The 21,030-nt window shown below is 69.1% G+C and carries 21 protein-coding genes; 15 read left to right on the forward strand and 6 right to left on the reverse strand.

Translation table 11 applies throughout. From position 1 onward, the window contains the following. The first annotated feature begins 192 nt into the window (after positions 1-192). Entirely contained in the window at positions 193-639 is a 447-nt protein-coding gene (locus H2Q94_RS19600; RefSeq protein ID WP_243788659.1) for a nuclear transport factor 2 family protein, read from the forward strand. Between the two features lie 96 nt (positions 640-735). Here the strand turns inward: H2Q94_RS19600 and H2Q94_RS19605 are convergent, their stop codons facing one another. Next, positions 736-1,521, reverse strand: coding sequence for an SDR family NAD(P)-dependent oxidoreductase (locus tag H2Q94_RS19605; RefSeq protein WP_243788660.1), 786 nt, complete (start codon positions 1,519-1,521; stop codon positions 736-738). A gap of 145 nt (positions 1,522-1,666) precedes the next feature. Between H2Q94_RS19605 and soxR the strand changes: the two genes are divergently transcribed. The 6 genes from soxR (at position 1,667) to H2Q94_RS19635 (ending at position 6,994) form a co-directional block, all read left to right on the forward strand. Then, complete coding sequence (soxR, locus tag H2Q94_RS19610; protein WP_243788661.1) at positions 1,667-2,143, forward strand: redox-sensitive transcriptional activator SoxR; 477 nt, start codon at positions 1,667-1,669, stop codon at positions 2,141-2,143. Positions 2,144-2,273: 130 nt separating this feature from the next. Then, positions 2,274-3,542, forward strand: coding sequence for a beta-ketoacyl-[acyl-carrier-protein] synthase family protein (locus H2Q94_RS19615; protein WP_243788662.1), 1,269 nt, complete (start codon positions 2,274-2,276; stop codon positions 3,540-3,542). Then, positions 3,539-4,753, forward strand: a complete 1,215-nt coding sequence (locus H2Q94_RS19620; RefSeq protein ID WP_243788663.1) for a ketosynthase chain-length factor — start codon at positions 3,539-3,541, stop codon at positions 4,751-4,753. The genes H2Q94_RS19615 and H2Q94_RS19620 overlap by 4 nt, the downstream gene beginning before the upstream one ends. Positions 4,754-4,794: 41 nt before the next feature. Beyond that, positions 4,795-5,049: an acyl carrier protein gene (locus H2Q94_RS19625; protein WP_243788664.1), complete on the forward strand. Its 255-nt coding sequence runs from the start codon at positions 4,795-4,797 to the stop codon at positions 5,047-5,049. A gap of 68 nt (positions 5,050-5,117) precedes the next feature. Beyond that, entirely contained in the window at positions 5,118-6,080 is a 963-nt protein-coding gene (locus H2Q94_RS19630) for an aromatase/cyclase (protein ID WP_243788665.1), read from the forward strand. Then, complete coding sequence (locus H2Q94_RS19635; RefSeq protein WP_243788666.1) at positions 6,077-6,994, forward strand: MBL fold metallo-hydrolase; 918 nt, start codon at positions 6,077-6,079, stop codon at positions 6,992-6,994. Before H2Q94_RS19630 ends, H2Q94_RS19635 begins: the two co-directional genes overlap by 4 nt. 12 nt (positions 6,995-7,006) lie before the next feature. Here the strand turns inward: H2Q94_RS19635 and rfbB are convergent, their stop codons facing one another. Continuing rightward, positions 7,007-7,993 carry a dTDP-glucose 4,6-dehydratase gene (rfbB, locus tag H2Q94_RS19640; protein WP_243788667.1) on the reverse strand — a complete coding sequence of 329 codons (987 nt, stop codon included), beginning with the start codon at positions 7,991-7,993 and terminating at the stop codon, positions 7,007-7,009. 198 nt (positions 7,994-8,191) lie between these two features. On the opposite strand from rfbB, the gene H2Q94_RS19645 reads away from it, so the two are divergent. The 4 genes from H2Q94_RS19645 to rfbH are packed head-to-tail and all read left to right on the forward strand — an operon-like array spanning position 8,192 to position 12,437. Then, on the forward strand, positions 8,192-9,535 hold the full coding sequence (locus H2Q94_RS19645; protein ID WP_243788668.1) for an NDP-hexose 2,3-dehydratase family protein: 1,344 nt from the start codon (positions 8,192-8,194) through the stop codon (positions 9,533-9,535). 32 nt (positions 9,536-9,567) lie between these two features. Next, positions 9,568-10,101 carry a flavin reductase family protein gene (locus tag H2Q94_RS19650; protein ID WP_243788669.1) on the forward strand — a complete coding sequence of 178 codons (534 nt, stop codon included), beginning with the start codon at positions 9,568-9,570 and terminating at the stop codon, positions 10,099-10,101. Then, positions 10,098-11,108 (forward strand): Gfo/Idh/MocA family protein, encoded by a 1,011-nt coding sequence (locus H2Q94_RS19655; protein ID WP_243788670.1) that lies wholly within the window; start codon positions 10,098-10,100, stop codon positions 11,106-11,108. The genes H2Q94_RS19650 and H2Q94_RS19655 overlap by 4 nt, the downstream gene beginning before the upstream one ends. A 30-nt stretch (positions 11,109-11,138) precedes the next feature. Continuing rightward, entirely contained in the window at positions 11,139-12,437 is a 1,299-nt protein-coding gene (rfbH, locus tag H2Q94_RS19660) for a lipopolysaccharide biosynthesis protein RfbH (protein ID WP_243788671.1), read from the forward strand. A gap of 111 nt (positions 12,438-12,548) precedes the next feature. Here rfbH and H2Q94_RS19665 read toward each other — a convergent pair whose 3' ends face one another. Further along, the gene (locus H2Q94_RS19665; RefSeq protein WP_243788672.1) at positions 12,549-13,337 is read right to left on the reverse strand and encodes an AfsR/SARP family transcriptional regulator; all 789 of its coding nucleotides are present in this window, start codon (positions 13,335-13,337) and stop codon (positions 12,549-12,551) included. A 577-nt stretch (positions 13,338-13,914) separates the two neighbouring features. Here H2Q94_RS19665 and H2Q94_RS19670 point away from each other — a divergent pair. Next, complete coding sequence (locus H2Q94_RS19670; protein ID WP_243788673.1) at positions 13,915-14,649, forward strand: SDR family NAD(P)-dependent oxidoreductase; 735 nt, start codon at positions 13,915-13,917, stop codon at positions 14,647-14,649. A gap of 40 nt (positions 14,650-14,689) precedes the next feature. Then, the gene (locus tag H2Q94_RS19675) at positions 14,690-15,706 is read left to right on the forward strand and encodes an LLM class flavin-dependent oxidoreductase (protein WP_243788674.1); all 1,017 of its coding nucleotides are present in this window, start codon (positions 14,690-14,692) and stop codon (positions 15,704-15,706) included. A 64-nt stretch (positions 15,707-15,770) separates the two neighbouring features. On the opposite strand, the gene H2Q94_RS19680 is transcribed toward H2Q94_RS19675, so the two are convergent. Next, the gene (locus H2Q94_RS19680) at positions 15,771-16,679 is read right to left on the reverse strand and encodes an NADP-dependent oxidoreductase (RefSeq protein WP_243788675.1); all 909 of its coding nucleotides are present in this window, start codon (positions 16,677-16,679) and stop codon (positions 15,771-15,773) included. A gap of 258 nt (positions 16,680-16,937) precedes the next feature. Between H2Q94_RS19680 and H2Q94_RS19685 the strand changes: the two genes are divergently transcribed. Together H2Q94_RS19685 and H2Q94_RS19690 are read left to right on the forward strand one after the other, a co-directional pair. Beyond that, positions 16,938-17,762 carry an SAM-dependent methyltransferase gene (locus H2Q94_RS19685; RefSeq protein WP_243788676.1) on the forward strand — a complete coding sequence of 275 codons (825 nt, stop codon included), beginning with the start codon at positions 16,938-16,940 and terminating at the stop codon, positions 17,760-17,762. Continuing rightward, complete coding sequence (locus tag H2Q94_RS19690) at positions 17,759-18,850, forward strand: acyl-CoA dehydrogenase family protein (RefSeq protein ID WP_243788677.1); 1,092 nt, start codon at positions 17,759-17,761, stop codon at positions 18,848-18,850. The genes H2Q94_RS19685 and H2Q94_RS19690 overlap by 4 nt, the downstream gene beginning before the upstream one ends. Before the next feature lie 119 nt (positions 18,851-18,969). Here the strand turns inward: H2Q94_RS19690 and H2Q94_RS19695 are convergent, their stop codons facing one another. Both H2Q94_RS19695 and H2Q94_RS19700 read right to left on the reverse strand, forming a co-directional pair. Beyond that, on the reverse strand, positions 18,970-19,605 hold the full coding sequence (locus H2Q94_RS19695; RefSeq protein WP_243788678.1) for a hypothetical protein: 636 nt from the start codon (positions 19,603-19,605) through the stop codon (positions 18,970-18,972). Positions 19,606-19,735: 130 nt separating this feature from the next. Then, a complete protein-coding gene (locus tag H2Q94_RS19700; protein WP_243788679.1) occupies positions 19,736-20,875 on the reverse strand; it encodes a nucleotide disphospho-sugar-binding domain-containing protein in 1,140 nt (379 codons plus the stop codon). Positions 20,876-21,030: the final 155 nt, after the last annotated feature.

Here is a 21,030-nt window from a genome sequence, read left to right on the forward strand (position 1 = left end):
ATGTCGCCGGATCAGACGGAGAACACCATCGCCCGCAATCGTCCATCCCCGCTCGAAGGCCGCTCCAGAGAAGTCCGGAACGGACGCGAGCACCGTTGCGGGACAGGACTTCGAGGGTGCTTCCAGCGCGGTTCGACTCCCCGTCGCGAGGATTCGGTCAGGTCAGTACCGCACTCGCCTCCGGAGGAGAGCATGCCCGATCGATCGGTACCACCCGAGCTGTACGCGGAAGTCCTGCACTTCTACGGCAAACAGATGCAAGCGCTCGACAATGGAGATTTCGAAGCCTACGCCGCGACCTTCACCCCGGACGGCGTTTTCGCGCACTCACCGGCGCTGCCTGCCGCTCGCACTCGGGCCGGCATCGTCGAAGCACTGCGCGAGTTCGACCTGCGCTTCGAGAACGACCCGGTGCAACGGCGGCACTGGTTCAACCACGTGGTGCTGGAACAGCAGGAGGACGGGTCGCTGCGGTCCACCGCTTACGCGCTGATCCTCACCATCCGCCCCGGCGTCAAAGCACCCGAGGTCGGCCCGAGCTGCGTGGTCAACGACGTGCTGGTCCGCGATGGGTCCGGGCTGCACCTGTGTTCCCGAGCCGTCGACCACGACCAGGAGTTCGCCCCGGTCTCGGCCTGACGCGGCCGGTCATCGCCGTAGAACCGGCCGGGCAGCGGCACGTCCGGTGCGCGGAAACATCGCGCACCGGACGTGCCGCCCATCGACCGGCGGAGATCAGTAGTTGCCGAGCCCGCCGCACACGTTCAGCGCCTGCGCGGTCACGACCGCCGCCGCGTCGCTGACCAGGTACTCGACCATGGCCGCGACCTCCTCCGGCCGCACGTACCGGCCCACCGGCACGCGACCGGTGACCCGGTCGTGGGCCTCCTGCTCCGAGACGTCCCAGATCTTCGAGTAGTGCTCGCGGACCCGTTCCGCCATGGGGGTCTCGACGAATCCGGGGCACACCGCGTTGACGGTGATCCCGCTCTTGGCCAGTTCCAGGCCGAGCGACTTGCTGAAACCGACGACGCCGTGCTTGGACGCGGAGTACGGGGAACCCCAGATCACGCCTTGCTTGCCCCCGGTGGAAGCCACGTTGACGATCCGCCCCCGTTCGAGACCGAGCATGCCGCCCTTGGTCAGCACCTCCTTGGTCACCAGGAACACGCTGTTCAGATTGGTGTTGATCACGTCGAGCCAGACGTCGTCGGGCACTTCGACGGTGACGCCTCCGCCGCTGCGTCCGGCGTTGTTCACCAGGATGTCGATCGGGCCGAACCGGTCCACCGCGGTCCGCACCAGGTCCGGAATCTGCGCGGGGACGCTGACATCGCACGGGGAGCCGTCCACATCAAGACCCTCCGCGCGCAAGGTCTTGATCGTCGTGGTCAGCTCGTCGGCGTTCCTGGCGCAGAGGTGGACGCGCGCGCCGAGCCCTCCGAGCCGACGTGCGATCGCCAGGCCGATTCCGCTGGTCGCGCCGGTAACGAGGGCGACGGGCTTGGTGTCAGCGGCCATGAGTCCTCCATTCTCATCTGCGGTGAGTCGTCCCGGAGTCTCGCCAGGTCTCGTCGAGGCCGAATCGAACTCCCGTGGAGGCCGAGTGCGGTGACCGGCGCGAAACGCCCACGACCCGCGATCCGGCGGTATTACGGTGGTGGGCGTGGAACGACCTTCCTGGGACACCAAGGAACTCACGATCGGCCAGGTCGCGGCCCGCAGCGGAGTCGCCGTGTCCGCGCTGCACTTCTACGAGGCCAAGGGGCTGATCCAGAGCCGGCGCACCGCGGGCAACCAACGCCGCTACCGGCGCGATGTGGTTCGACGGGTCGCGTTCCTGCGCGTGGCGCAGCGGATCGGCATTCCGTTGAGCACCATCCGGGACGCACTGGCCACGCTGCCCGACGAACGAACTCCCACCAAAGAGGACTGGGCGAAGCTCTCCGACTCGTGGCGTGAAGAGTTGGAAACGCGCATCACCGACCTCGTGCGGCTGCGCGACAACCTGGTCGACTGCATCGGCTGCGGCTGCCTGTCGATGTCCAGTTGCCTGCTGACCAACCCGTACGACGAGCTCGGCGAACAAGGCCCGGGGCCGCGCAAGTTGTTGCGCGACGAGGACGACGACCTGGAGCCGTAGCGGGATTTCCCAGCATGCGCACCGGTTTCCGGTGAGCGCAATCCAGTTTCGAGTCGGGTTCGAGCCGTTGGCGCCACCGTTGCTCCCGGACTCAGCGGCACAGGGCCGCGAGGACTGGGGAGGTGTCGGGGTGACGCGACGCGTCGTGATCACCGGGCTCGGGGTGCGCACCCCGGGGGGAGCCGGTGCGGGAGAGTTCTGGGACCTGTTGATGTCGGGGCGAACCGCGACTCGGCGGATCAGCTTCTTCGATCCGTCGCCATACCGGTCGCAAGTGGCCGGAGAGTGCGATTTCGACCCGCTCCGGGAGGGGCTCTCGCCGCGCGAAGTGCGCCGGATGGACCGTGCCGCGCAGTTCGCCGTGGTGTGCGCGAGGGACGCCGCAGCCGATAGCGGGCTCGACTTCTCCCACGTGCCTTCCGAGCGGATCGGGGTCAGTCTCGGCAGTGCCGTCGCGGCGGCCACCAGCCTCGAGCAGGAGTACCTGGTGCTGTCCAACGGCGGTGAACGGTGGCTGGTCGATCACGAGTACCTGTCACCGCACATGTTCGACTACCTCTCGCCCGGCGCGATGCCCGCCGAGGTGGCCTGGACGGTGGGCGCCGAGGGGCCGGTCACGCTGGTCTCCGATGGGTGCACGTCCGGGCTGGACGCGCTCGGGCACGCATGCGACCTGATCGAAGAGGGCAGTGCCGACGTCGTTCTCGCGGGAGCCGCCGACACCCCGATCACGCCGATCGTGGTGTCCTGCTTCGACGCCATCAAGGCGACCACGCCGCGCAACGACGAACCGGAGCACGCGTCCCGCCCGTTCGACGCCTCGCGCAACGGCTTTGTGCTCGCCGAAGGGGCCGCGCTGTTCGTCCTGGAGGAGTTCGAGCACGCCCGCGCACGCGGCGCGCGGATCTACGCGGAGATCAGCGGTTACGCGACTCGGCTCAACGCCTACCACATGACCGGGCTCAAATCCGACGGCCGGGAAATGGCCGAGGCGATTCGGGTTGCCATGCACCAGTCCCGGATCGACCCGGTCGACATCGACTACGTCAACGCGCACGGTTCCGGCACCAAGCAGAACGACCGGCATGAGACCGCGGCGTTCAAGCGCAGCCTCGGCGAACACGCCCGCAGCACTCCGATCAGCTCCATCAAATCGATGGTCGGCCATTCGCTCGGCGCGATCGGTTCCATCGAGATCGCGGCCTGCGCGCTGGCCATCGAGCGCGGCGGAATTCCACCGACGGCGAACCTCCGCGAACCCGACCCCGAATGCGATCTCGACTACGTGCCGCTGACGGCCCGCGAGCAGCGGGTCGACACGGTGCTCAGCGTGGGCAGCGGATTCGGCGGGTTCCAAACCGCGATGGTGCTGCGCAAGCCGGAAGGAGCGGACGTATGAGCGCCTGGATCACCGGGCTCGGCGTGGTCGCGCCGAACGGGCTCGGCGCCGCCGAGTACTGGGACGCGACGCTCCGGGGCGAGCACGGCATCAGCCGGATCGATCGCTTCGACCCCTCCGGATACCCGGCGGTGCTGGCCGGGCAGGTGTCCGGGTTCGATTCCGCGGCGCACCTGCCGAAGCGGCTGCTGCCGCAGACCGACCTCTCGACCAGGTTCGCGCTGGCCGGTGCCCAGTGGGCGCTTGAGGACGCCGGTATGGACCCGGCGGCGGCCCCCGAGTTCGGCACGGGGGTCATCACCTCCAACGCCCTGGGCGGCTTCGAGTTCACCCACCGCGAGTTCCGCAAGTTGTGGTCGCAAGGACCGGAGTTCGTCAGCGTCTACGAGTCGTTCGCCTGGTTCTACGCCGTGAACACCGGCCAAATCTCCATCCGCCACGGCATGCGCGGACCGGGCCGCGTGCTGGTCGGCGAGCAGGCCGGCGGCCTCGACGCGCTGGGGCACGCCCGGCGAGCGCTGCGGACGGGAACCGCCGCGGTGGTCACCGGTGGTGTCGATTCCGCGCTGGACCCGTGGGGCTGGGTGTCCCACCTCGCGGGCGGCCGGATCAGCACGGCCACGTCCCCGGACGAGGCGTACCGGCCCTTCGATCCCGCGGCGCGGGGGCACGTTCCCGGTGAGGGCGGCGCGATCCTGATTCTGGAGGACGCCGTCGCGGCCGCGGACCGAGGAGCGACGAGCTACGGCGAGCTGGCCGGGTACGCGGCCACCTTCGATCCGAAACCCGGATCGGACCGCCCGCCCGCGCTGCGGCGCGCGGTGGAACTCGCGCTGGCCGATGCGGGCGTCGGCCCGGACTCGGTGGACGTGGTGTTCGCCGACGCGGCCGGTGCTCCCCTGCTCGACGAGATCGAGGCGCAGGCCATCCGTTCCGTCTTCGGCCCGCGCGGTGTCCCGGTCACCGCCCCGAAATCGCTGACCGGCCGGTTGCACGCCGGCGGCGGGCCGCTCGACGTGGCGACCGCGCTGCTGGCCATCCGGGACGGCGTCGTTCCGCCCACCGGGCACACCACCACGACCGATCCCGCTTACGAGCTCGACCTCGTGTTCGGGAGCCCCCGGCGAGCCGAGTTGCGCACCGCGCTCGTCCTCGCCCGGGGCAAGCACGGCTTCAACTCGGCGACCGTCGTGCGCGGGCCGCACGACTGAACTCGCCCCACGAACAACCGCCACAAGAGGAGAACACGATCATGAGTGGACCGACGATGGACGACTTGCGCCGCATCCTGCGCGACTGCGCCGGCGACGCGGAGGCCGACTTGGCCGCCGACATCGGCGATACCCCGTTCGAGGAACTCGGCTACGACTCGCTCGCCCTGATCGAGACCGCGGCCCGCATCAAGCAGGAATGGGGCGTGACGATCCCCGACGAGCTGGTGGCTGAACTGCGCACTCCGCGTGAAGTGCTCGACGTCGTGCGTGACACCGCGGTCGGTTCCGCCTGACACCGCCGTTCCTTCCCACTGAACCCCGGACCCGGCTCGGCGGATCGCCGAGCGATCGGAGAGCGTTGATGAGCCGAACGGAACCGCATCGCACCGAACATCGCCTCGTGGTGGCCGCGCCCGCCGACCGCTTGTACGCACTGGTCGCGGGCGTGCAGCGCTGGCCCGCGGTGTTCGCGCCCAACCTGCACGTGCACCACCTCCACCGAACACCGCACCAGGAGCGGTTCCGGATCTGGGCGCTGCTCAACGGCACGGTCCGGAACTGGACCTCGCGCCGCGAGCTCGATCCGCGCGGCCTCCGGGTCACCTTCGAGCAAGAGGTCAGCAGCCCGCCCATCGCGTCGATGGGCGGCGAGTGGTCGATGCGACAGCTGTCCGGCTCGCGCACGGAACTGCTCTTGCTGCACCACTTCACGGCCGTGGACGACGACCCGTCGACCATCGATTGGATCAACCGGGCCGTCGATGCCAACAGCAAGCGGGAACTCGAAGCGCTGCGCGATGTCGCAGAGCGCGGCGCGGACCTGAACGACGTGGTGTTCTCCTTCGAGGATTCGCTGCGGTGCGCGGGCCGCGCGGCCGACTGCTACGAGTTCGTGCACCGCGCCGACCTCTGGGACCACCGTCTCCCGCACGTGAGCCGGGTGCGGCTGGACGAGGACGACGAAGGCGTGCAGCAGCTCGAAATGGACACCACCACCGAGGACGGTGGCACGCACACCACCCGCTCCTACCGGGTCTGTTCCGCACCCTCCTGGATCGGCTACAAGCAGACCGTGCTGCCCGCGCTGTTGACCGGGCACAGCGGTCTGTGGACGTTCAGCGAGGATGCCGGGACCACCACGATGACGGCTCGGCACACCGTCGCGATCAAGACCGACGTGATCAGCGATGTCCTCGGGCCGGGCCGCAGCGTCGCCGACGCCCGCACCTTCCTGCGCTCCGCGTTGGGAGCCAACAGCCTCACCACCCTCACGCGGGCGGCCGAGTTCGCCGAGTCCCGCTCCGGAAAGCAGGCTTCGCGATGAGCGGGACCGCACCTGAGCCGAAGCTCGTAGAGCTCGCCGACGGGGTCTACGCGCACACCCAGCCGGACGGCGGGTGGTGCCTGAACAACGCCGGTCTGATCGCCGGCCGCGACGGGGTCGTGGTCGTGGACACGGCCGCCACCGAACGCCGAGCGCTGCTGCTGCGGAAAGCCGTCGACGCGCTCGGCACCGGTGGCCACCACCTGGTGGTCAACACCCATCACCACGGTGATCACGTGTTCGGCAACTACCTGTTCGCCCCCGCCGCCGCCGTCATCGCACACGAGCGTGCACGCGAGGAGATCGCCGAAACCGGGATGGGCCTGACCCTGTTGTGGCCGGAGGTGGAGTGGGGCGACATCCGCCTCGCGTTGCCGACGGTGACCTTCCAGGACCGGATGACGCTGCACGTCGACGACCGCATCGCCGAACTGCACCACGTCGGCCCGGCGCACACGACCAATGACGTCGTCGTGTGGCTGCCCGCGGAGCGCATCCTGTTCGCCGGCGACGTGCTGCTCAACGGGTGCACGCCGTTCAACTTGATGGGATCGATCGAGGGGAGCCTGCTCGCGCTGGAACGGCTGCGCGCGTTCGAGGCCCGGATCGTCGTCGGCGGTCACGGCGAGGTGTGCGGGCCGGAGGTGATCGACCGCACCGAGCGCTACCTGCGCCGGGTCCAGCAGCTGGCGGCGGCCGGATTCGCCGCGGGCCGCACGCCGCTGCAAGTCGCCCGCGACGCCGACCTCGGGGAGCACGCCGAACTGCTCGATCCCGAACGTCTGGTGGGCAATCTGCACCGGGCCTACGCGGAACTGGAGGGCGGCGAGCCGGGCAGGCCGCTCGACGTGGTGGCGATCTTCCAAGAAATGATCGACTTCAACGGCGGTGAGCTACCCACCTGCCTCGCCTGAGCGACGGCGTCGTCACGGCACTTCCGCCGGTGGCCCGATGCTTTCGGTGCGCCACCGGCCCCGGTTCTCCCGGTACCAGGCGACGACTTCGTGCAGACCTTCGTCAAGATCACGAACCGGGTGGTAGCCGAGCTCGGTTCGGATCTTGGCGTCGTCGATCGAGTAGCGCAGATCATGGCCCTTGCGGTCGGGAACCCAGCGGATCAGCTCCGTCCCGGCTCCGCAGAGTTCGAGCAGCCGATGGGAGAGCTCGATGTTGCTCCGTTCGGTGCCGCCGCCGATGTTGTAGATCTCGCCGGCCCGGCCGTGCGCCAGCACCAGGTGAATCCCCCGGCAGTGGTCCTCCACGTGCACCCATTCCCGGACGTTGCGCCCGTCCCCGTACAGCGGGATGGGCAGACCGTCGAGCAGGTTCGTGATGAAGCGCGGCACCAGCTTCTCCGGATGCTGACGCGGGCCGTAGTTGTTGCTGCAGCGGGTGATCCGCACGTCCAGCCCGTGGGTCCGCTGGTACGAGCGGGCTATCAGATCGGCGCCCGCCTTCGATGCGGCGTAGGGCGAGTTCGGCAGCAGCGGTTCGGCTTCCGTCCACGATCCTTCGGCGATCGATCCGTACACCTCGTCGGTCGAGACTTGCACGACAGTGTCCACATCGGATTCCAGACAGGCGTCGAGGAGCGTCTGGGTGCCCAGCACATTGGTGTGCACGAACTCCCTCGCCCCGGCGACCGATCTATCCACATGGGACTCGGCGGCGAAGTGCACGACCTCAGCGTGCCCAGGAAGCACCCGGCGCAACAGCCGCTCGTCGCAGAGATCTCCGCGAACCACGCCCAACCGCGGATGCCCCGACGGCAGATTCCTGATGTCACCGGCGTAGGTCAGCTTGTCGACGACGGTCACCTCGGCGTCTTCGTAGCCGGGATACCCGCCCGCCAACATGGTCCGGACGAAGTGCGAACCGATGAAGCCGGCTCCGCCGGTCACGAGAACTCTCACCTTCCACCCCCAGGGACGCGGACAACGGTCGTCATGTTTCCCGTCACCGGTCGAGGTTCGATCGAGTCGCGCGGCACCGTCCCCATCGACCGGTCTTCGAGCGGAACGTCAGCCGGAATTCGAGCACCGGGGAACAGACTCGGCGCTGATCCGGGGCGGCTCCGCTGTGCGTCCCGCAGTCCAGGCGAGGGAGGCAACGTGTTCCGGGAGATCTCGGAATTCCACGAATGGTTCGCCGAACGCGGCCGGGCGAACGCCTACGAGGTCACCCGGACCAAGCTGGACGAGCTCGACGGCTGGCACTTCGACGACGAGACCGGCAACCTCGTCCACCGCAGCGGCAAGTTCTTCTCCATCGAAGGCCTCGAGATCAGCACCGACCACCGCGAGGTGGAGTCCTGGACCCAACCGATCATCCTGCAACCGGAGATCGGAATCCTCGGCATCCTGGTCACGAAGTTCGACGGCGTGCCGCACTGCCTGATGCAGGCGAAGATGGAGCCCGGCAACATCAACCTGCTCCAGCTCTCCCCCACGGTGCAGGCCACCCGGAGCAACTACACCCGGGTGCACCAGGGCAGCGCGGTGCCGTACCTGGAGCACTTCGTGGCCCCCAGGTCCGGGAAGGTCGTCTTCGACGCGTTGCAGTCGGAGCAGGGATCGTGGTTCCTCCACAAGCGCAACCGCAACATGATCGTGGAGACGACGGCGGACGTCCCCGTGCTCGACGACTTCTGCTGGCTCACCTTCGACCAGCTCGGCGCGCTGCTGCGCGAGGACAACCTGATCAACATGGACTCCCGGACCGTGCTGTCCGGGCTGCCCTTCCTCGCCGGCGAGGATGAACCGACCGCCGACCCCGGTCCGGACGCGGCCCCCGAGCATTCCTTCGAGCAGTTGCTGAGCTGGTTCACCGAAGCCCGTTCCCGCTACCGCCTCGACCGGCGCACGATGCCGTTGCGGCAGGTCCGCGGCTGGCTCCGGGAACCCGACCGGATCAGGCACGAGCAGCGGCGCTACTTCAACGTGGTCGGGCTCGACGTGCGGGCCAGCAACCGGGAGGTCACCGGCTGGTCCCAGCCGATGATCGCACCCAGCGACCGCGGGGTGATCGCCTTCCTCGGCCGCCGGATCCACGGCGTGTTCCACGTCCTCGTGCAGGCCCGCACCGAGGCGGGCACCTCCGATGTCGTGGAGATGTCGCCGACGGTCAACTGCATACCGTCGAATTACCGGGACGCGCCCGCCGACAAACGTCCTCGCTACCTGGATCAAGTGCTGATGGCGCCGTCCTCCGCGCTGCTGCTGGACGTCGTGCACTCCGAAGAGGGCGGGCGCTTCTACCACGCCGAGAACCGCTACTTGGTGGTGGAGGCCGACGAGTCGTTCCCGCACCAGGTTCCGGACGACTTCACGTGGATGACTCCGCAGCAGCTCATGGGGTTCGTCCGGCACGGCAACTACGTCAACGTCGCCGCACGCTGCCTGCTCACCTGCATGAACGTCGGGCGCCGCGCGTTCGACGGTGCGGGACGCCGGTGAACCCCGCACCGCCGAGAACGAGGAGAACGCCGTTGAGCGAGCCGACATCGTCGATCACCGAGGAACCCGGAGCCACCGGAGCGCTCTCGAACACCGTCGACGGAAGCGACCTGCGCAGCACGATGGCCCGGTTTCCCACCGGTGTCACCATCACCACCACGCTGGACCGCGATGGTGCGCCGTGGGGGTTCACCGCCGGTTCGCTGGTCTCCGTCTCGCTCGATCCGCCGCTGATCTCGGTATGCGTGGCGTTCGGCGCGCGCTGCTACCCCGCGTTCGCCGAGAGCGGGACCTTCACCGTCAACGTGCTGCGCCATGACCGGGCGGAGCTCGCTCGCACCTTCGCCAGCAAGGGCGTCGACAAGTTCGCCGCCGCCGGGTTCACCCGGTCCGCGACCGGAATGCGCCTCGACGAGGGCACCGTCGCCGTACTCGGCTGCGAGGTGCACGGCAGGCATCCGGCAGGCGATCACCTGATCCTCGTCGGCCTGGTCCGCGAGCTCGAGCGTTCCTCCGACGACCAGCTGTTGTTCGCCGACCAGCGATTCTCCCGGCTCGCACGATGAGCGGGGTGGACAACAGCACCGTGTCGGTGGGCGTACTGGGCTGTGCCGACATCGCGGCCCGCCGGGTCCTGCCCGCGTTCGCCACGGCCCCCGGGGCCGAGATCACCGCGATCGCCAGTCGCAGCGCGGACAAGGCACGGGCACTCGCCGCACGATTCACGGCCGACCCGGTCGAGGGCTACCAGCGACTGCTGGACCGCGCCGACGTCGATGCCGTCTACCTGCCGCTGCCCTCCGGATTGCACGCGGAGTGGATCGAGCGAGCGCTGCGGGCCGGAAAGCACGTGCTCGCGGAGAAACCGCTGACGACCTCGCCCGAGGACACCAGTGCCCTGCAACGGCTCGCGGCGGACCTCGGCCTGGTGCTGGAGGAGAACTTCATGTTCCGGCACCACGGCCAGCACGCCGTCGTCCGCGCCTTGCTGGACGAGGGCGTGGTCGGGCGGCCGCGCGCATTCTCCGCCGCGTTCGCGATCCCGTCGCGCCCCCGCGGCGACATCCGCTACCAGGCCGAGCTCGGCGGCGGCGCGCTGCTGGACGTCGCGGGCTATCCGGTCGCCGCCGCGCAGTTGTTGTTCGGCCCGGACTGGCGGGTCGAGGGCGCATTCCTCAAGCACGAGCCGGAATTCGGCGTGGACGTGGCCGGGACCGCATTGCTGAGCACGCCCGCGGGGCCGGCGGCCACGCTGATCTTCGGCCTCGAACACCACTACGGCTCGCGATACGAGATCTGGGGCGATGCGGGCCGGCTCGCCGTGGACCACGTGTTCACCACCCCGGCCGCCCACCGTCCCGTGGTTCGCATCGAACGCGCGGACCATCAGGAGGAACGGGTGCTTCCCGCCGAGGACCAGGTCTCCAACGCCGTCCGGGCGTTCCTGCGCGCGGTGCGCCGCGGTTCCGCTCACGGGACACGTGCCACCGGGGTGCAGGCGGACCTGCTCGAAGCGATCCGCCACGCCGCACGGCCGGTTTCCTCCGCCCCTCACGTGGAGAAGCAGACATGACCCTCGCCGCACATTGGGAGACGACCGAAGATGACTGACAAGGCGACGATCTTGCAGCAGGTTCGCGAATACCACGAGCGGAAATCCGGTGCGGATTTCGTCCCGGGTGAAACGCCCATCCCCGCGTCGGGAGCGGCACTCGACGCCGACGATCGAGTGGCGCTGGTCGAAGCCGCGCTGGAGATGCGCATCGCGGCGGGACCCGCTTCCCGCCGGTTCGAGCGCGAGTTCAGCCGGATGTTCGGTCTCCGCAAGGCGCACCTGACGAACTCGGGTTCCTCGGCGAACCTGCTCGCGCTCAGCGCGCTGACCTCACCGCAGCGCGAGGATGCCCGGCTGGTGCCCGGCGACGAGGTGATCACGGTCGCCGCGGGGTTCCCCACCACCGTGAACCCGATAATCCACAATGGACTCATACCGGTGTTCACCGACATCGAGCTCGGCACCTACAACACGACCCCGGACCGGGTCGCCGCCGCCATCGGACCGCGCACCAAGGCCATCATGATGGCCCACTCGCTCGGAAACCCGTTCGCCGCGACCGAGATCGCGGAAATCGCACAGCAGCACGGACTACTGCTGATCGAGGACAACTGCGACGCCGTCGGCTCCACCTACCAGGGCCGGCTCACCGGGACCTTCGGAGACATGGCGACGGTCAGCTTCTACCCCGCCCACCACATCACCATGGGCGAAGGCGGCTGCGTGCTCACCGACGACCTCGCGCTGGCGCGCATCGTCGAATCACTGCGCGACTGGGGACGGGACTGCTGGTGCGAACCCGGGGAGGACAACCGCTGCTTCAAGCGGTTCGACCAGCAGCTCGGCGACCTGCCGCACGGCTACGACCACAAGTACATCTTCTCCCACGTCGGCTACAACCTGAAGTCCACCGACCTGCAGGCCGCGCTCGGGGTGACGCAGCTCGGGCGGATCGACGAGTTCGGCGCCGTCCGGCGGTCCCACTGGCAGCGGATGCGCCACGCTCTGGACGGCCTGCCCGGCCTGCTGCTGCCCGAGCCCACGCCCGGTGGCGACCCCAGCTGGTTCGGCTTCGTGCTCACCGTGCTCCCGGAAGCACCGTACACACGCCGGGAACTCGTCACCTTCCTCGAAAACCGGCGCATCGCGACCCGCCGGTTCTTCGGCGGCAACCTGACCCGCCACCCGGCCTACTTCGACCGCGAATACCGGGTCTCCGAGGAGCTCACCAACAGCGACATCGTCACCGAGCACACCTTCTGGGTCGGCGTTTACCCCGGGCTGACCGAGGAAATGATCGATTACACCATCGAGTCGATCAGAGAGTTCGTGCTCAAGAACTCGTGACGTGAATTCCTCGGCACGGCGCAAGACTCCGGCGCCCGCCGGTGGGAGTGCTCCCGCCGGCGGGCGCCCGGTCTCGGTCGGCTGCCGCGCGAAACGGCGCCGCCACGAACTTCAGCCGCGAACCGTTGCCGTGAGCACCTGGTAGTGCAGTTCCTGGACGTCCTGCGAGGGGTCCAGGCCGAGTTCGCTGTCCAGGTTCAGGCGCAGTCGGTGGTAGATGTTGAGCGCATCGCTGCGCCTGCCACTGCGGTCGAGCGCCCGGATCAGCTGCGCGTGCAGCCACTCGTCGAAGGGATGCGTTTCCACCAGCGAGTGCAGCTCACCCAGCAGCTCTCGGTGCATGCCGAGCCGCATCTCCCCCTCGATCCGCAACTGCAGCGTGGCCATCTGGTGTTCACGCAGCTCCGCGACGTACGCGGACAGCTGTGACCCGTGGTTCACGTTGGCCAGCGGCGAACCGGACCACAGCGCGAGCGAGGCGCGCAGGTCGGCCACCGCTTCGTCGGGCCTGCCTTGTTCCAGGTGCCTCCTGCCGGATCTGCTCAACCGCTGGAACGACGCCAGATCCACCTGATCCGGGCGCACCCGCAAGGTGTAGCCGGGCGATCGCGTCACGACGAGCTGTTCGCCGTCATCGGCCAGCTGCTCGCGTTCGATCAATTTGCGCAGGTGGTAGATGTAGGTCTGGATCGTGGTCAGCGCGCTGGGCGGCGGGTTCTCCCCCCACAACTCCTGGATCAGGGAGTCCGCGTAGACGACTTGGTTCGCCCGCAGCACCAGCAGGGCCAGCACCTGACGCACCTTCGGCGCGCTCGGCGTGCACTCCCGTTCTCCGTCCACGACCTCCAACGGCCCCAGCACCCGGAACTCCGGGTCGCGGACGGCTTCTCGTTCATCCACGACCGAGGTCCCGGCCCCGGAAAAGGATAGGCCGGAGTCAAATTGTTTCACTCGAATCCCCCAGGATGAGTTGAAATTCATATTCACTTAACCGGTCATGCCGACCCCGCCCCTTGGGATCGGCACGACGCGATCGTATCTCACCGAACCGTTCGGCCGGCGAAAAAACACACACGCGAGACCACTCGTCTTGCTCGCAAGACGAATAGCGCACCGCTTTAGCCGCGCTTCTCGGCCATCCGAATCGGAAATCCGACGACCTAGCTGAACACGGCGCAAACCATCGACTCGACCAGCCCTCGTGCAGACCAGACTACAGAGGGAAGCAAGCCGGACGATTGAGACGAACGAGTGAATCTTTCCGCAACCCGCGAAACCTTCCCATCCCCGGACACACCGGAAAAACGAGGATTTAACATCCCCGGACTTCAGTCCCGGAGGAAGTTTGGCGGAAACACGACAGCCGGTTTCCGCACCGCGCCGCTCCGAAACGACGACATCGAGTGGATCTCGGCCGATCCTTGAGCTGATGAAACCACGCTGAAGCGGTCCGAACCACTAGCACGAGGAATCCGCCATGACGGGAAATCAGGTAGCCCTCATCACCGGTTCCGCGTCGGGCATCGGCGCGGGAATCGCACGTCGGCTCGCGGCTGACGGGATGCGCGTGGTCATCAACTCACGCTCCCCAGGCCCCGGCACCGACCTCGCGGAAAGCCTGCCGGGCGCGATCTACGTGCAGGCCGACGTGTCCGTTCCCGAGCAGGCCGAACGGCTCGTCGCGGAGACCGTCGAGCGGTGCGGCCGCTTGGACGCGCTGATCAACAACGCGGGAACGACGGAGGTCATCCCGCACGGTGATCTCGATTCGGCGACCGTCGAAGTGTGGCGGCGAATACTGGACCTGAACGTGCTCGGAACCTGGCAGTTGTCCGCGATCGCCGCGTCGCACCTGAAGCATTCCGATTCCGGCACCATCACGAACATCTCCTCGGTCGCCGGCAGCCGCCCGGCGGGAAGTTCCATTCCGTACGCCGTGAGCAAAGCGGCCATCGAGCACATGACTCGGTTGCTGGCAAAAGCACTCGGACCCCGAATCCGCGTCAACGCCGTCGCCCCCGGACTGATCGAAACCCCGTGGACCAGCGATGATCCGTTCTTCGCGGCCATCGCGGAAAAGGTTCGGGAAGCCACGCCGCTCGGCCGGGTCGGAAATCCCGAGGACGTCGCCGAAGCGGTCGCCGGCGTGCTCGCGGCCCGATACCTGACCGGCGCGGTGGTCCCGGTTGACGGCGGCGCGCATCTGATCTGACCACGACGAAAGCCGCAACGTGATAGGGGCGCACCAGCACATGGAACTCGCCGTCAACCTGATATTCAGCGATGCCGCCGCGCTGGCCGAGCGCGCGGAAGAACTCGGTTACGAACTCGCACTCGCACCCGAGGGGTACCGATCCGATGCGGCGAGCGTGCTCGGCCTGGTCGCGGGACGCACCCGGCGCATCGCGCTGGGCACGTGCGCGATGCAGATCCCGGCTCGGCCACCGGCCACCGCCGCGCTGACCGCGGCCACGCTCGACTCGATCTCGGGCGGCAGGCTGCGGCTCGGGCTGGGGGTCTCGAACCCGGACGTCTCGGAGGGCTGGTACGGCGTGCCGTTCGAGCGGCCGCTCGAGCGGACCAGGGAATACGTCGAGATCGTCCGCGCCGCACTGCGCGGCGACCCGGTCACCTACCAGGGCAGGCACTTCCGGCTTCCGGCCGGAGGGCGCCAGGCGGCGCCGCTGCACCTCTACACCGCCGGGCACCGACCGGACCTGCCCATCTACTTGGCCGCGGTCGGTCCGGCGAACCTGCGGCTGGCCGGTGAGATCGCGGACGGCTGGCTCGGTGCCTTCGTATCTCCGGAGGCCGTGGCGGACGCGTGCCGGCACATCGAGCGTGGACGCGCCCGCCGGGGCGGCGAGCTGCCCGACTTCGCCGTCATTCCCTGCGTCCCGGCGGCCGTGGACACGGATCCGGGTGAGGCCGCCGACCGACTTCGCGGCCAGTACGGGTACTTGATGGGCATCGGCGACCGGGACACCAACATCTACTGTGGACTGGCGCGCAGGCTCGGCTTCGCCGAGGCCGTGGACCGAATCCACGAACACGTCGCCGCCGGGGACCACGCGGCCGCGGCGGCCGCGGTGCCGTTCGAACTGATCAACGCCACGGCGCTGCTCGGGCCGACGGAGCGCATCGCGGCCCGGTTGGCCGAATATCGGGACGCGGGCGCGACGACGGTGAGCATCATGGTCTCGGCCGCCGACACCGATCTCGCCGGACGCCTCCAGATCTTGGAAACCTGCGCGGCCGCGGCCGCATGACCCGTGAGCGTGAGAGGTGGGCGATACCGCACCGGTATCGCCCACCTCGTCGTCGCACCGGTGCTCACTCACCGACCAGCACGACGACCTTGCCCTTGCCGTGCCCCGTTTCGACATCCCGGTGCGCCTGCGCCGCGTGTTCCAGGTCGAAGGTCGACCGCACGTGCAGCCGCAGCTCCCCCCGCTGGTGGAGATCGACGAGCTCCGCGAGGCGCTGAGCGGAGCGCTCGGCGCGGATTCCCCGCGCCCCGAGCTGCTCGGCGAGATCGTGGTCGACCAGCGTCGCGACGCGGTCGGGGATGGAGACCAGGTCGATCGAATCCCGCAGGGCTTGCCCGCCGGCCCCGTCGAGCACCGCGTCCACACCTCCCGGGGCGAGCGCTCTGACTCGGTCCACCAGCCCGTCGCCGTAAGTCACCGGCACGGCACCGAGTTCCTTGAGGTACGCGTGGTTGGCCTCGCTCGCGGTTCCGATCACGGTCGCCCCCCACGCCTTCGCGAGCTGCACCGCCACGGTGCCGACCCCTCCCGCTGCCGCGTGGATCAGCACCGTGGTCCCGGACCCGACCCCGAGTTCGTGCAACGCGGTGTAAGCGGTCTGCCCGGACGCCGAGAGCGAGCCCGCCACCTCCCACGTCATCGACGAGGGCTTGCGCACCGCCGCCGTCTCGTCGACGACCACGTACTCCGCGAGTCCGGACATGAAGACCCAGCCCAGCACCTCGTCACCGACGGCGAAACCGGTGACTTCGGCACCGACCTCGTCCACCACCCCGGCGTACTCGTTGCCGATCTGCTGCGGGAACTCGACCGGGAATCCGGGCCAGCCTTGGCGCACGCCGGTGTCGAACGGCTGCACCCCGGCGGCCCGCACCCGCACCCGCAGCTGGCGCGGTCCGGGTCGCGGGTCGTCGAGTTCGACGACCCGAAGCACCTCCGGTGGCCCGTTCTCTTCAAACACCACGGCTTTCACCGTTCAACACCTCCGGCCCCTCCGGTGGAACACCGCCGAGCGCAGCGCGCGGCCGGCGACAGGATCAACTACCACCGTAAAAGCTCAAGTGCAGTTGAGGTCAACCGATCCGGGCGCCGCCTCCAGCGTTCCTCCAGCTGTTCCGTCCCGAGAGGTCGGGAACACCGCGACTCGAAGCGGTGTCGAGCACGCCACGAGCACCGGCGAACACCATCCGGGTATCAGCACAACCGAGGCGACGGCGGAGGTTCGGCGATCGTGACCGACAAACACGCGATGACCCCTGACGAGGTCGGGGAGTACTACGACGACCGGAGCTGGCTCTACGAGATGTTCATGGGCCACAACCTGCACATCGGCTTCTGGGACGACGACGATCCGGACGCCGATCCGAAGGACCGCCTGACCGATGTGCTGCTCGGCGAGCTGGACTTGGGTGCGGGCGATCGACTGCTCGACGTCGGCTGCGGTCCTGGAAGGCCCGCGATCCGAGCGGCGCAGCGCACCGGTGCCGAGGTCGTCGGCATCACGGTCAGCTCCGAACAGGTCGAGACCGGCAACCGGCTCGCGGCGGAAGCCGAACTCGCCGGCCGCGTCCGATTCGAGCACGCCGACGCGATGCGGCTGCCCTACCCCGACGCGTCGTTCGACGCGGCCTGGGCCGTGGAGTCGATCATGTACTTGTCGGACCGCCCTGCCGCGGTGCGCGAGATTCGCCGTGTGCTGCGCCCGGGCGGCGTGTTCGTGCTCTCCGACTACACCGAACGCACCGTGCTCACCCCGGATCAGCGGGCGGTGCTGGCCGACGGGTTCACCGTCGACTCGTTGCCGACCGAACAGGGGTACCGGCGGATGATCGAGGAAGCCGGGCTGACCGTGCTGCGGACCACCGACGCGACCGCGCAGCTGCGTCGCTCGGTGGAGCGGACCGAACAGATCGTCGGCGAGAACCACGACCGCATCGTCGAGCGAGGCGGAGCGGATTTCGCCGCGGAGTTCCAGGGCATGATCGCGCAGGTGATCGCGCTGGAACGGGAGCAACTCGGTTACGCGATCGTGAAATCGGCCAAGGCAGCGCGATGATGGACCAGCTCACCCGCGCCACCGAGCTCGCCGCGACGAACGCGGCGGCCGCGGATCACCACCGCCGCCTCGACGATGAGGTCGTGGCGGGTCTCGTCGCGGCGGGGTTCCCGGCCCACTTCGTGCCCGCCGAGTTCGGCGGACGCGACGGCACCTTCCGGGATCTGGTGCGCGACGTCGCCCGGATCGGCGCCGCCTGCTCCTCCGCGGCGTGGTACGGGTCGCTGGGCGCAGCGGTCGGCCGTATCGCCGGGTTCCTGCCCCGCGCCGGGCGCGACCTGCTCTGGGCGGACGGGCCGGACGTGTTGCTGGCAGGTGCGCTGGTCCCCTCCGGTCGTGCGGAGCGGGTTCCCGGCGGATGGCGGCTCAGCGGACGGTGGCCCTACGTCAGTGCCGTCGAGCACGCCGCCTGGACGCTGGCCCGCAGCACCGAGTTCCGAGGGGAGCAAGCGGTGGAGAGCCGTTTCTTCCTGCTGCCGCGAAATTCCTACCGCACCACCGACTCCTGGCGCAGCGCCGGGATGCGCGCCACCGCCAGCAACGATCTGCACGCCGCGGACGTGTTCGTCGCCGAGGAATGTTCGTTCCCCGCCGACGACGTGCTGGCCGGCTGCGGGCCGCGGGACGAACCGCCTCGACCGGCGGTGCCGCTGCGCGCGGTCAACGGGCTCTCGTTCGCCGCGCCGATGCTCGGTGCGGCCCGCGGCGCGCTGGCCGGTTGGTGGGACCTCGCCGCGGCACGTCCCGCCGAGCAGGCGCAGGCGGCGACCGAGGGCGAGATGGCGGTCGTGCGTGCGGAATGCGAGATCGACGCCGCGGAACTGCTGCTCGATCGGGTCGCCGAGATCGCCGACGCAGGGCACGTCACGCAGCGCGCAACGCTGCGGTCGATGCGGGACTGCGCCATGTCCGCCGAGCTGCTGACGACCGCCATCAACCGGCTGGTGCGCTCGGCGGGGACGCGCGGTCAGGACGACACCTGCCGGTTGCACCGGTTCGCGCGGGACGTGACCGCGGCCGGGACGCACACCATGCTGCGGTTCGGTCCGGCTGCGGCGGCGTGGGCCGGAAACGGGCGCCACGACTGACTTCTCCGCATCGGGGTCCTCCTTGAACGGAGCCCGGTGCGGTGGTGCCGATGACGATCCCGGACATGCCGCAGCGGTGGCGCCTCACCGGCGCCACCGCTGCGCGCACAACGGGTGGATCAGCCCTGCTCGGTCGCCTGGACCGCCGTCGTGGTGAACCGCACCGGCTTCTTCGGGTCCGGGTAGCACTGCAGGTCGCCGACCTGGCCGTTGCTCGGATCCTCGCTCGTCCAGCGGAAACCGGGATCGTCGTAGCTGGTACCCGCCGGAGCCGTCACCAGTTCTCCCTCCGCGGGGGCGACCAGTTCCACCACCAGATCGGGCAGGTCCGCGTCCTCATCGGCGACGAACGGCCCGGTGGCGTCCAAGATGAGGCGATCCCCCTCGACCTGGACGTTCTGCTGCGAGTCGCCGAGGTTCGAGCCGCCGACGAGCTCGTAACCGGCGACCTCGGCGTCCGCAGGCAGCGTGAACACCATCCGCACATCCCAGACCTGCTTGTTGAACTGCGGTAACGGGTTGATCGGCTCCGAGTCGAACTTGACGGTGAAGTGCTCGCCCGGCTGCACCTGGGCCGGGGCGGTGACGTCGTAACCGCGCTCGTAGTCGAGCACGAACGGCTCACCGTCGACCTCGGTCGGGCACAGGTAGGGCACGGCCGTGGCGGCGGTGCCTGCCTGCGCGGCCGGTGCCAGGAACGCACCGGCGGTGGCGAGCACGAACAGTCCGGCGGCGCTGCTGAGTTTCTTGTTCACGTGCGCATGTCCTTTCTCGATGGTGCAGGCGACCCGGTCCGGGTCGCACGATCATGGGCCTCCCGCCGAGCGCGGGACGCCTGCTCGGATTGCTGGGGCGCGGTTCGGTGCCGACGGCGCCCGGCGCGGTTCACCCCCGCGTCGCCGCCAGCTCTTCCAGAACCCCGGTCACTTCGGCGGGAGTCGGCATCGCCGCGTTCTCCGCCGCCACCTCCTGCGCCCGGTCCCGGTAGGTGAGGTCGTTCACCACTTCGGTCGCCGCCTCGACGATCGCCTCCGCGGAATCCGCGCCGGGCTGGATCGTCTTCGCCGCGCCGAACGAGCTGAGCCTGTCGGCGTAGTCGACCACGTTCGGCAGGTACGGGATGAGCACCTGCGGCACGCCGTTGGCCATCGCCGTGAGCATCGTGTTCCCGCCCGCGTGGTGGACCAGCAGGTCGGTCGTGCGGACCACCACGTCCAGCGGAATCCAACCGGCGTGCACGTTCTCCGGCAGCGATCCGAGGTCGGTGGCGATGTCGTCCGGTGCGGCCACCAGCAGTTCGACGTCCAGCTTCGACACCTTGCGCACCAGCCCGTCCAGGACCTCGAAGTCGTACTCCTTGGTGACCCGGCTGCCCGCGGTCACCAGTAGCCGCGGGCGCGTGCCGCGCCGGTACATCCACGGTTCGATGCGGCGTTGGCTGCTGACGGGGATGTAGCGCATCGGCTGGCAATCGGCCGCGTCGGCCCGCCGCAGGCTCGGCGGGCAGACGTCCACGAACAGGTCCGGCCGCGGCAGGTCGTCCAGCCCGAGCTCCGCGAGCTCCGGCCCCAGTTCCGCGGCCGCGGCGAGGTCGAGCACGCGCGGCTCGCCCATGTCGATGGCGTGCTTGACGTGCGGCACACCGAGCTTCGCCGCGATCAGCGGCGCGGAGTACGACAGCGCTCCGCCGACGACGACGTCGGGCCGCCAGTCCTCGGTGAGCTGGGTGAGCGCGGGGAGGCTGTGCGCCGCGAACCGGCCGAAGCCGCGACCGTTGAAGATCAGCCGCTCGTGCGGGTCCTTCGGCAGGGTCAACGGCGTGCCCAGCCGGTCGGCGAACATGAAGTCCATCATCGTCTTGTCGGTCGCCGCCACCGCCGGAAGACCGGTGCTGGTCACGGTCGGGACGGTGTTCTCAGGGGTGGCGACCAACACTTCGTGGCCGGCGTTTCGCACGGCGAGGGCCAGCGGAGTCACGGCGAAGATGACCCCGCCGCTGCCGCCTGCAACAAAGAGAACTCGCATTCCCCCACGGTCGTCGGGACCGCTCCAGCGTCACTCGAAAGCACCTCGACGACGCGCCGAACGGCGTGCCCGAACCTTGACCTCGACTTTGCTTGAGGTAGCAGACTCCCGTCCGGGGGCGGCTCCATGCGCCCCCGCACTGGGGATGACGACCT

This window comes from Saccharopolyspora gloriosae (assembly GCF_022828475.1).
Taxonomy (GTDB): domain Bacteria; phylum Actinomycetota; class Actinomycetes; order Mycobacteriales; family Pseudonocardiaceae; genus Saccharopolyspora_C; species Saccharopolyspora_C gloriosae_A.

Bases quoted from the DNA above. Each gene is read 5' to 3' on its own strand.
- H2Q94_RS19600 (WP_243788659.1), top strand. From the start codon at position 193: ATGCCCGATCGATCGGTACCACCCGAGCTGTACGCGGAAGTCCTGCAC.
- H2Q94_RS19605 (WP_243788660.1), bottom strand. From the start codon at position 1,521: ATGGCCGCTGACACCAAGCCCGTCGCCCTCGTTACCGGCGCGACCAGC.
- H2Q94_RS19620 (WP_243788663.1), top strand. From the start codon at position 3,539: ATGAGCGCCTGGATCACCGGGCTCGGCGTGGTCGCGCCGAACGGGCTC.
- H2Q94_RS19625 (WP_243788664.1), top strand. From the start codon at position 4,795: ATGAGTGGACCGACGATGGACGACTTGCGCCGCATCCTGCGCGACTGC.
- H2Q94_RS19630 (WP_243788665.1), top strand. From the start codon at position 5,118: ATGAGCCGAACGGAACCGCATCGCACCGAACATCGCCTCGTGGTGGCC.
- H2Q94_RS19635 (WP_243788666.1), top strand. From the start codon at position 6,077: ATGAGCGGGACCGCACCTGAGCCGAAGCTCGTAGAGCTCGCCGACGGG.
- H2Q94_RS19655 (WP_243788670.1), top strand. From the start codon at position 10,098: ATGAGCGGGGTGGACAACAGCACCGTGTCGGTGGGCGTACTGGGCTGT.
- rfbH (WP_243788671.1), top strand. From the start codon at position 11,139: ATGACTGACAAGGCGACGATCTTGCAGCAGGTTCGCGAATACCACGAG.
- H2Q94_RS19670 (WP_243788673.1), top strand. From the start codon at position 13,915: ATGACGGGAAATCAGGTAGCCCTCATCACCGGTTCCGCGTCGGGCATC.
- H2Q94_RS19675 (WP_243788674.1), top strand. From the start codon at position 14,690: ATGGAACTCGCCGTCAACCTGATATTCAGCGATGCCGCCGCGCTGGCC.
- H2Q94_RS19690 (WP_243788677.1), top strand. From the start codon at position 17,759: ATGATGGACCAGCTCACCCGCGCCACCGAGCTCGCCGCGACGAACGCG.
- H2Q94_RS19700 (WP_243788679.1), bottom strand. From the start codon at position 20,875: ATGCGAGTTCTCTTTGTTGCAGGCGGCAGCGGCGGGGTCATCTTCGCC.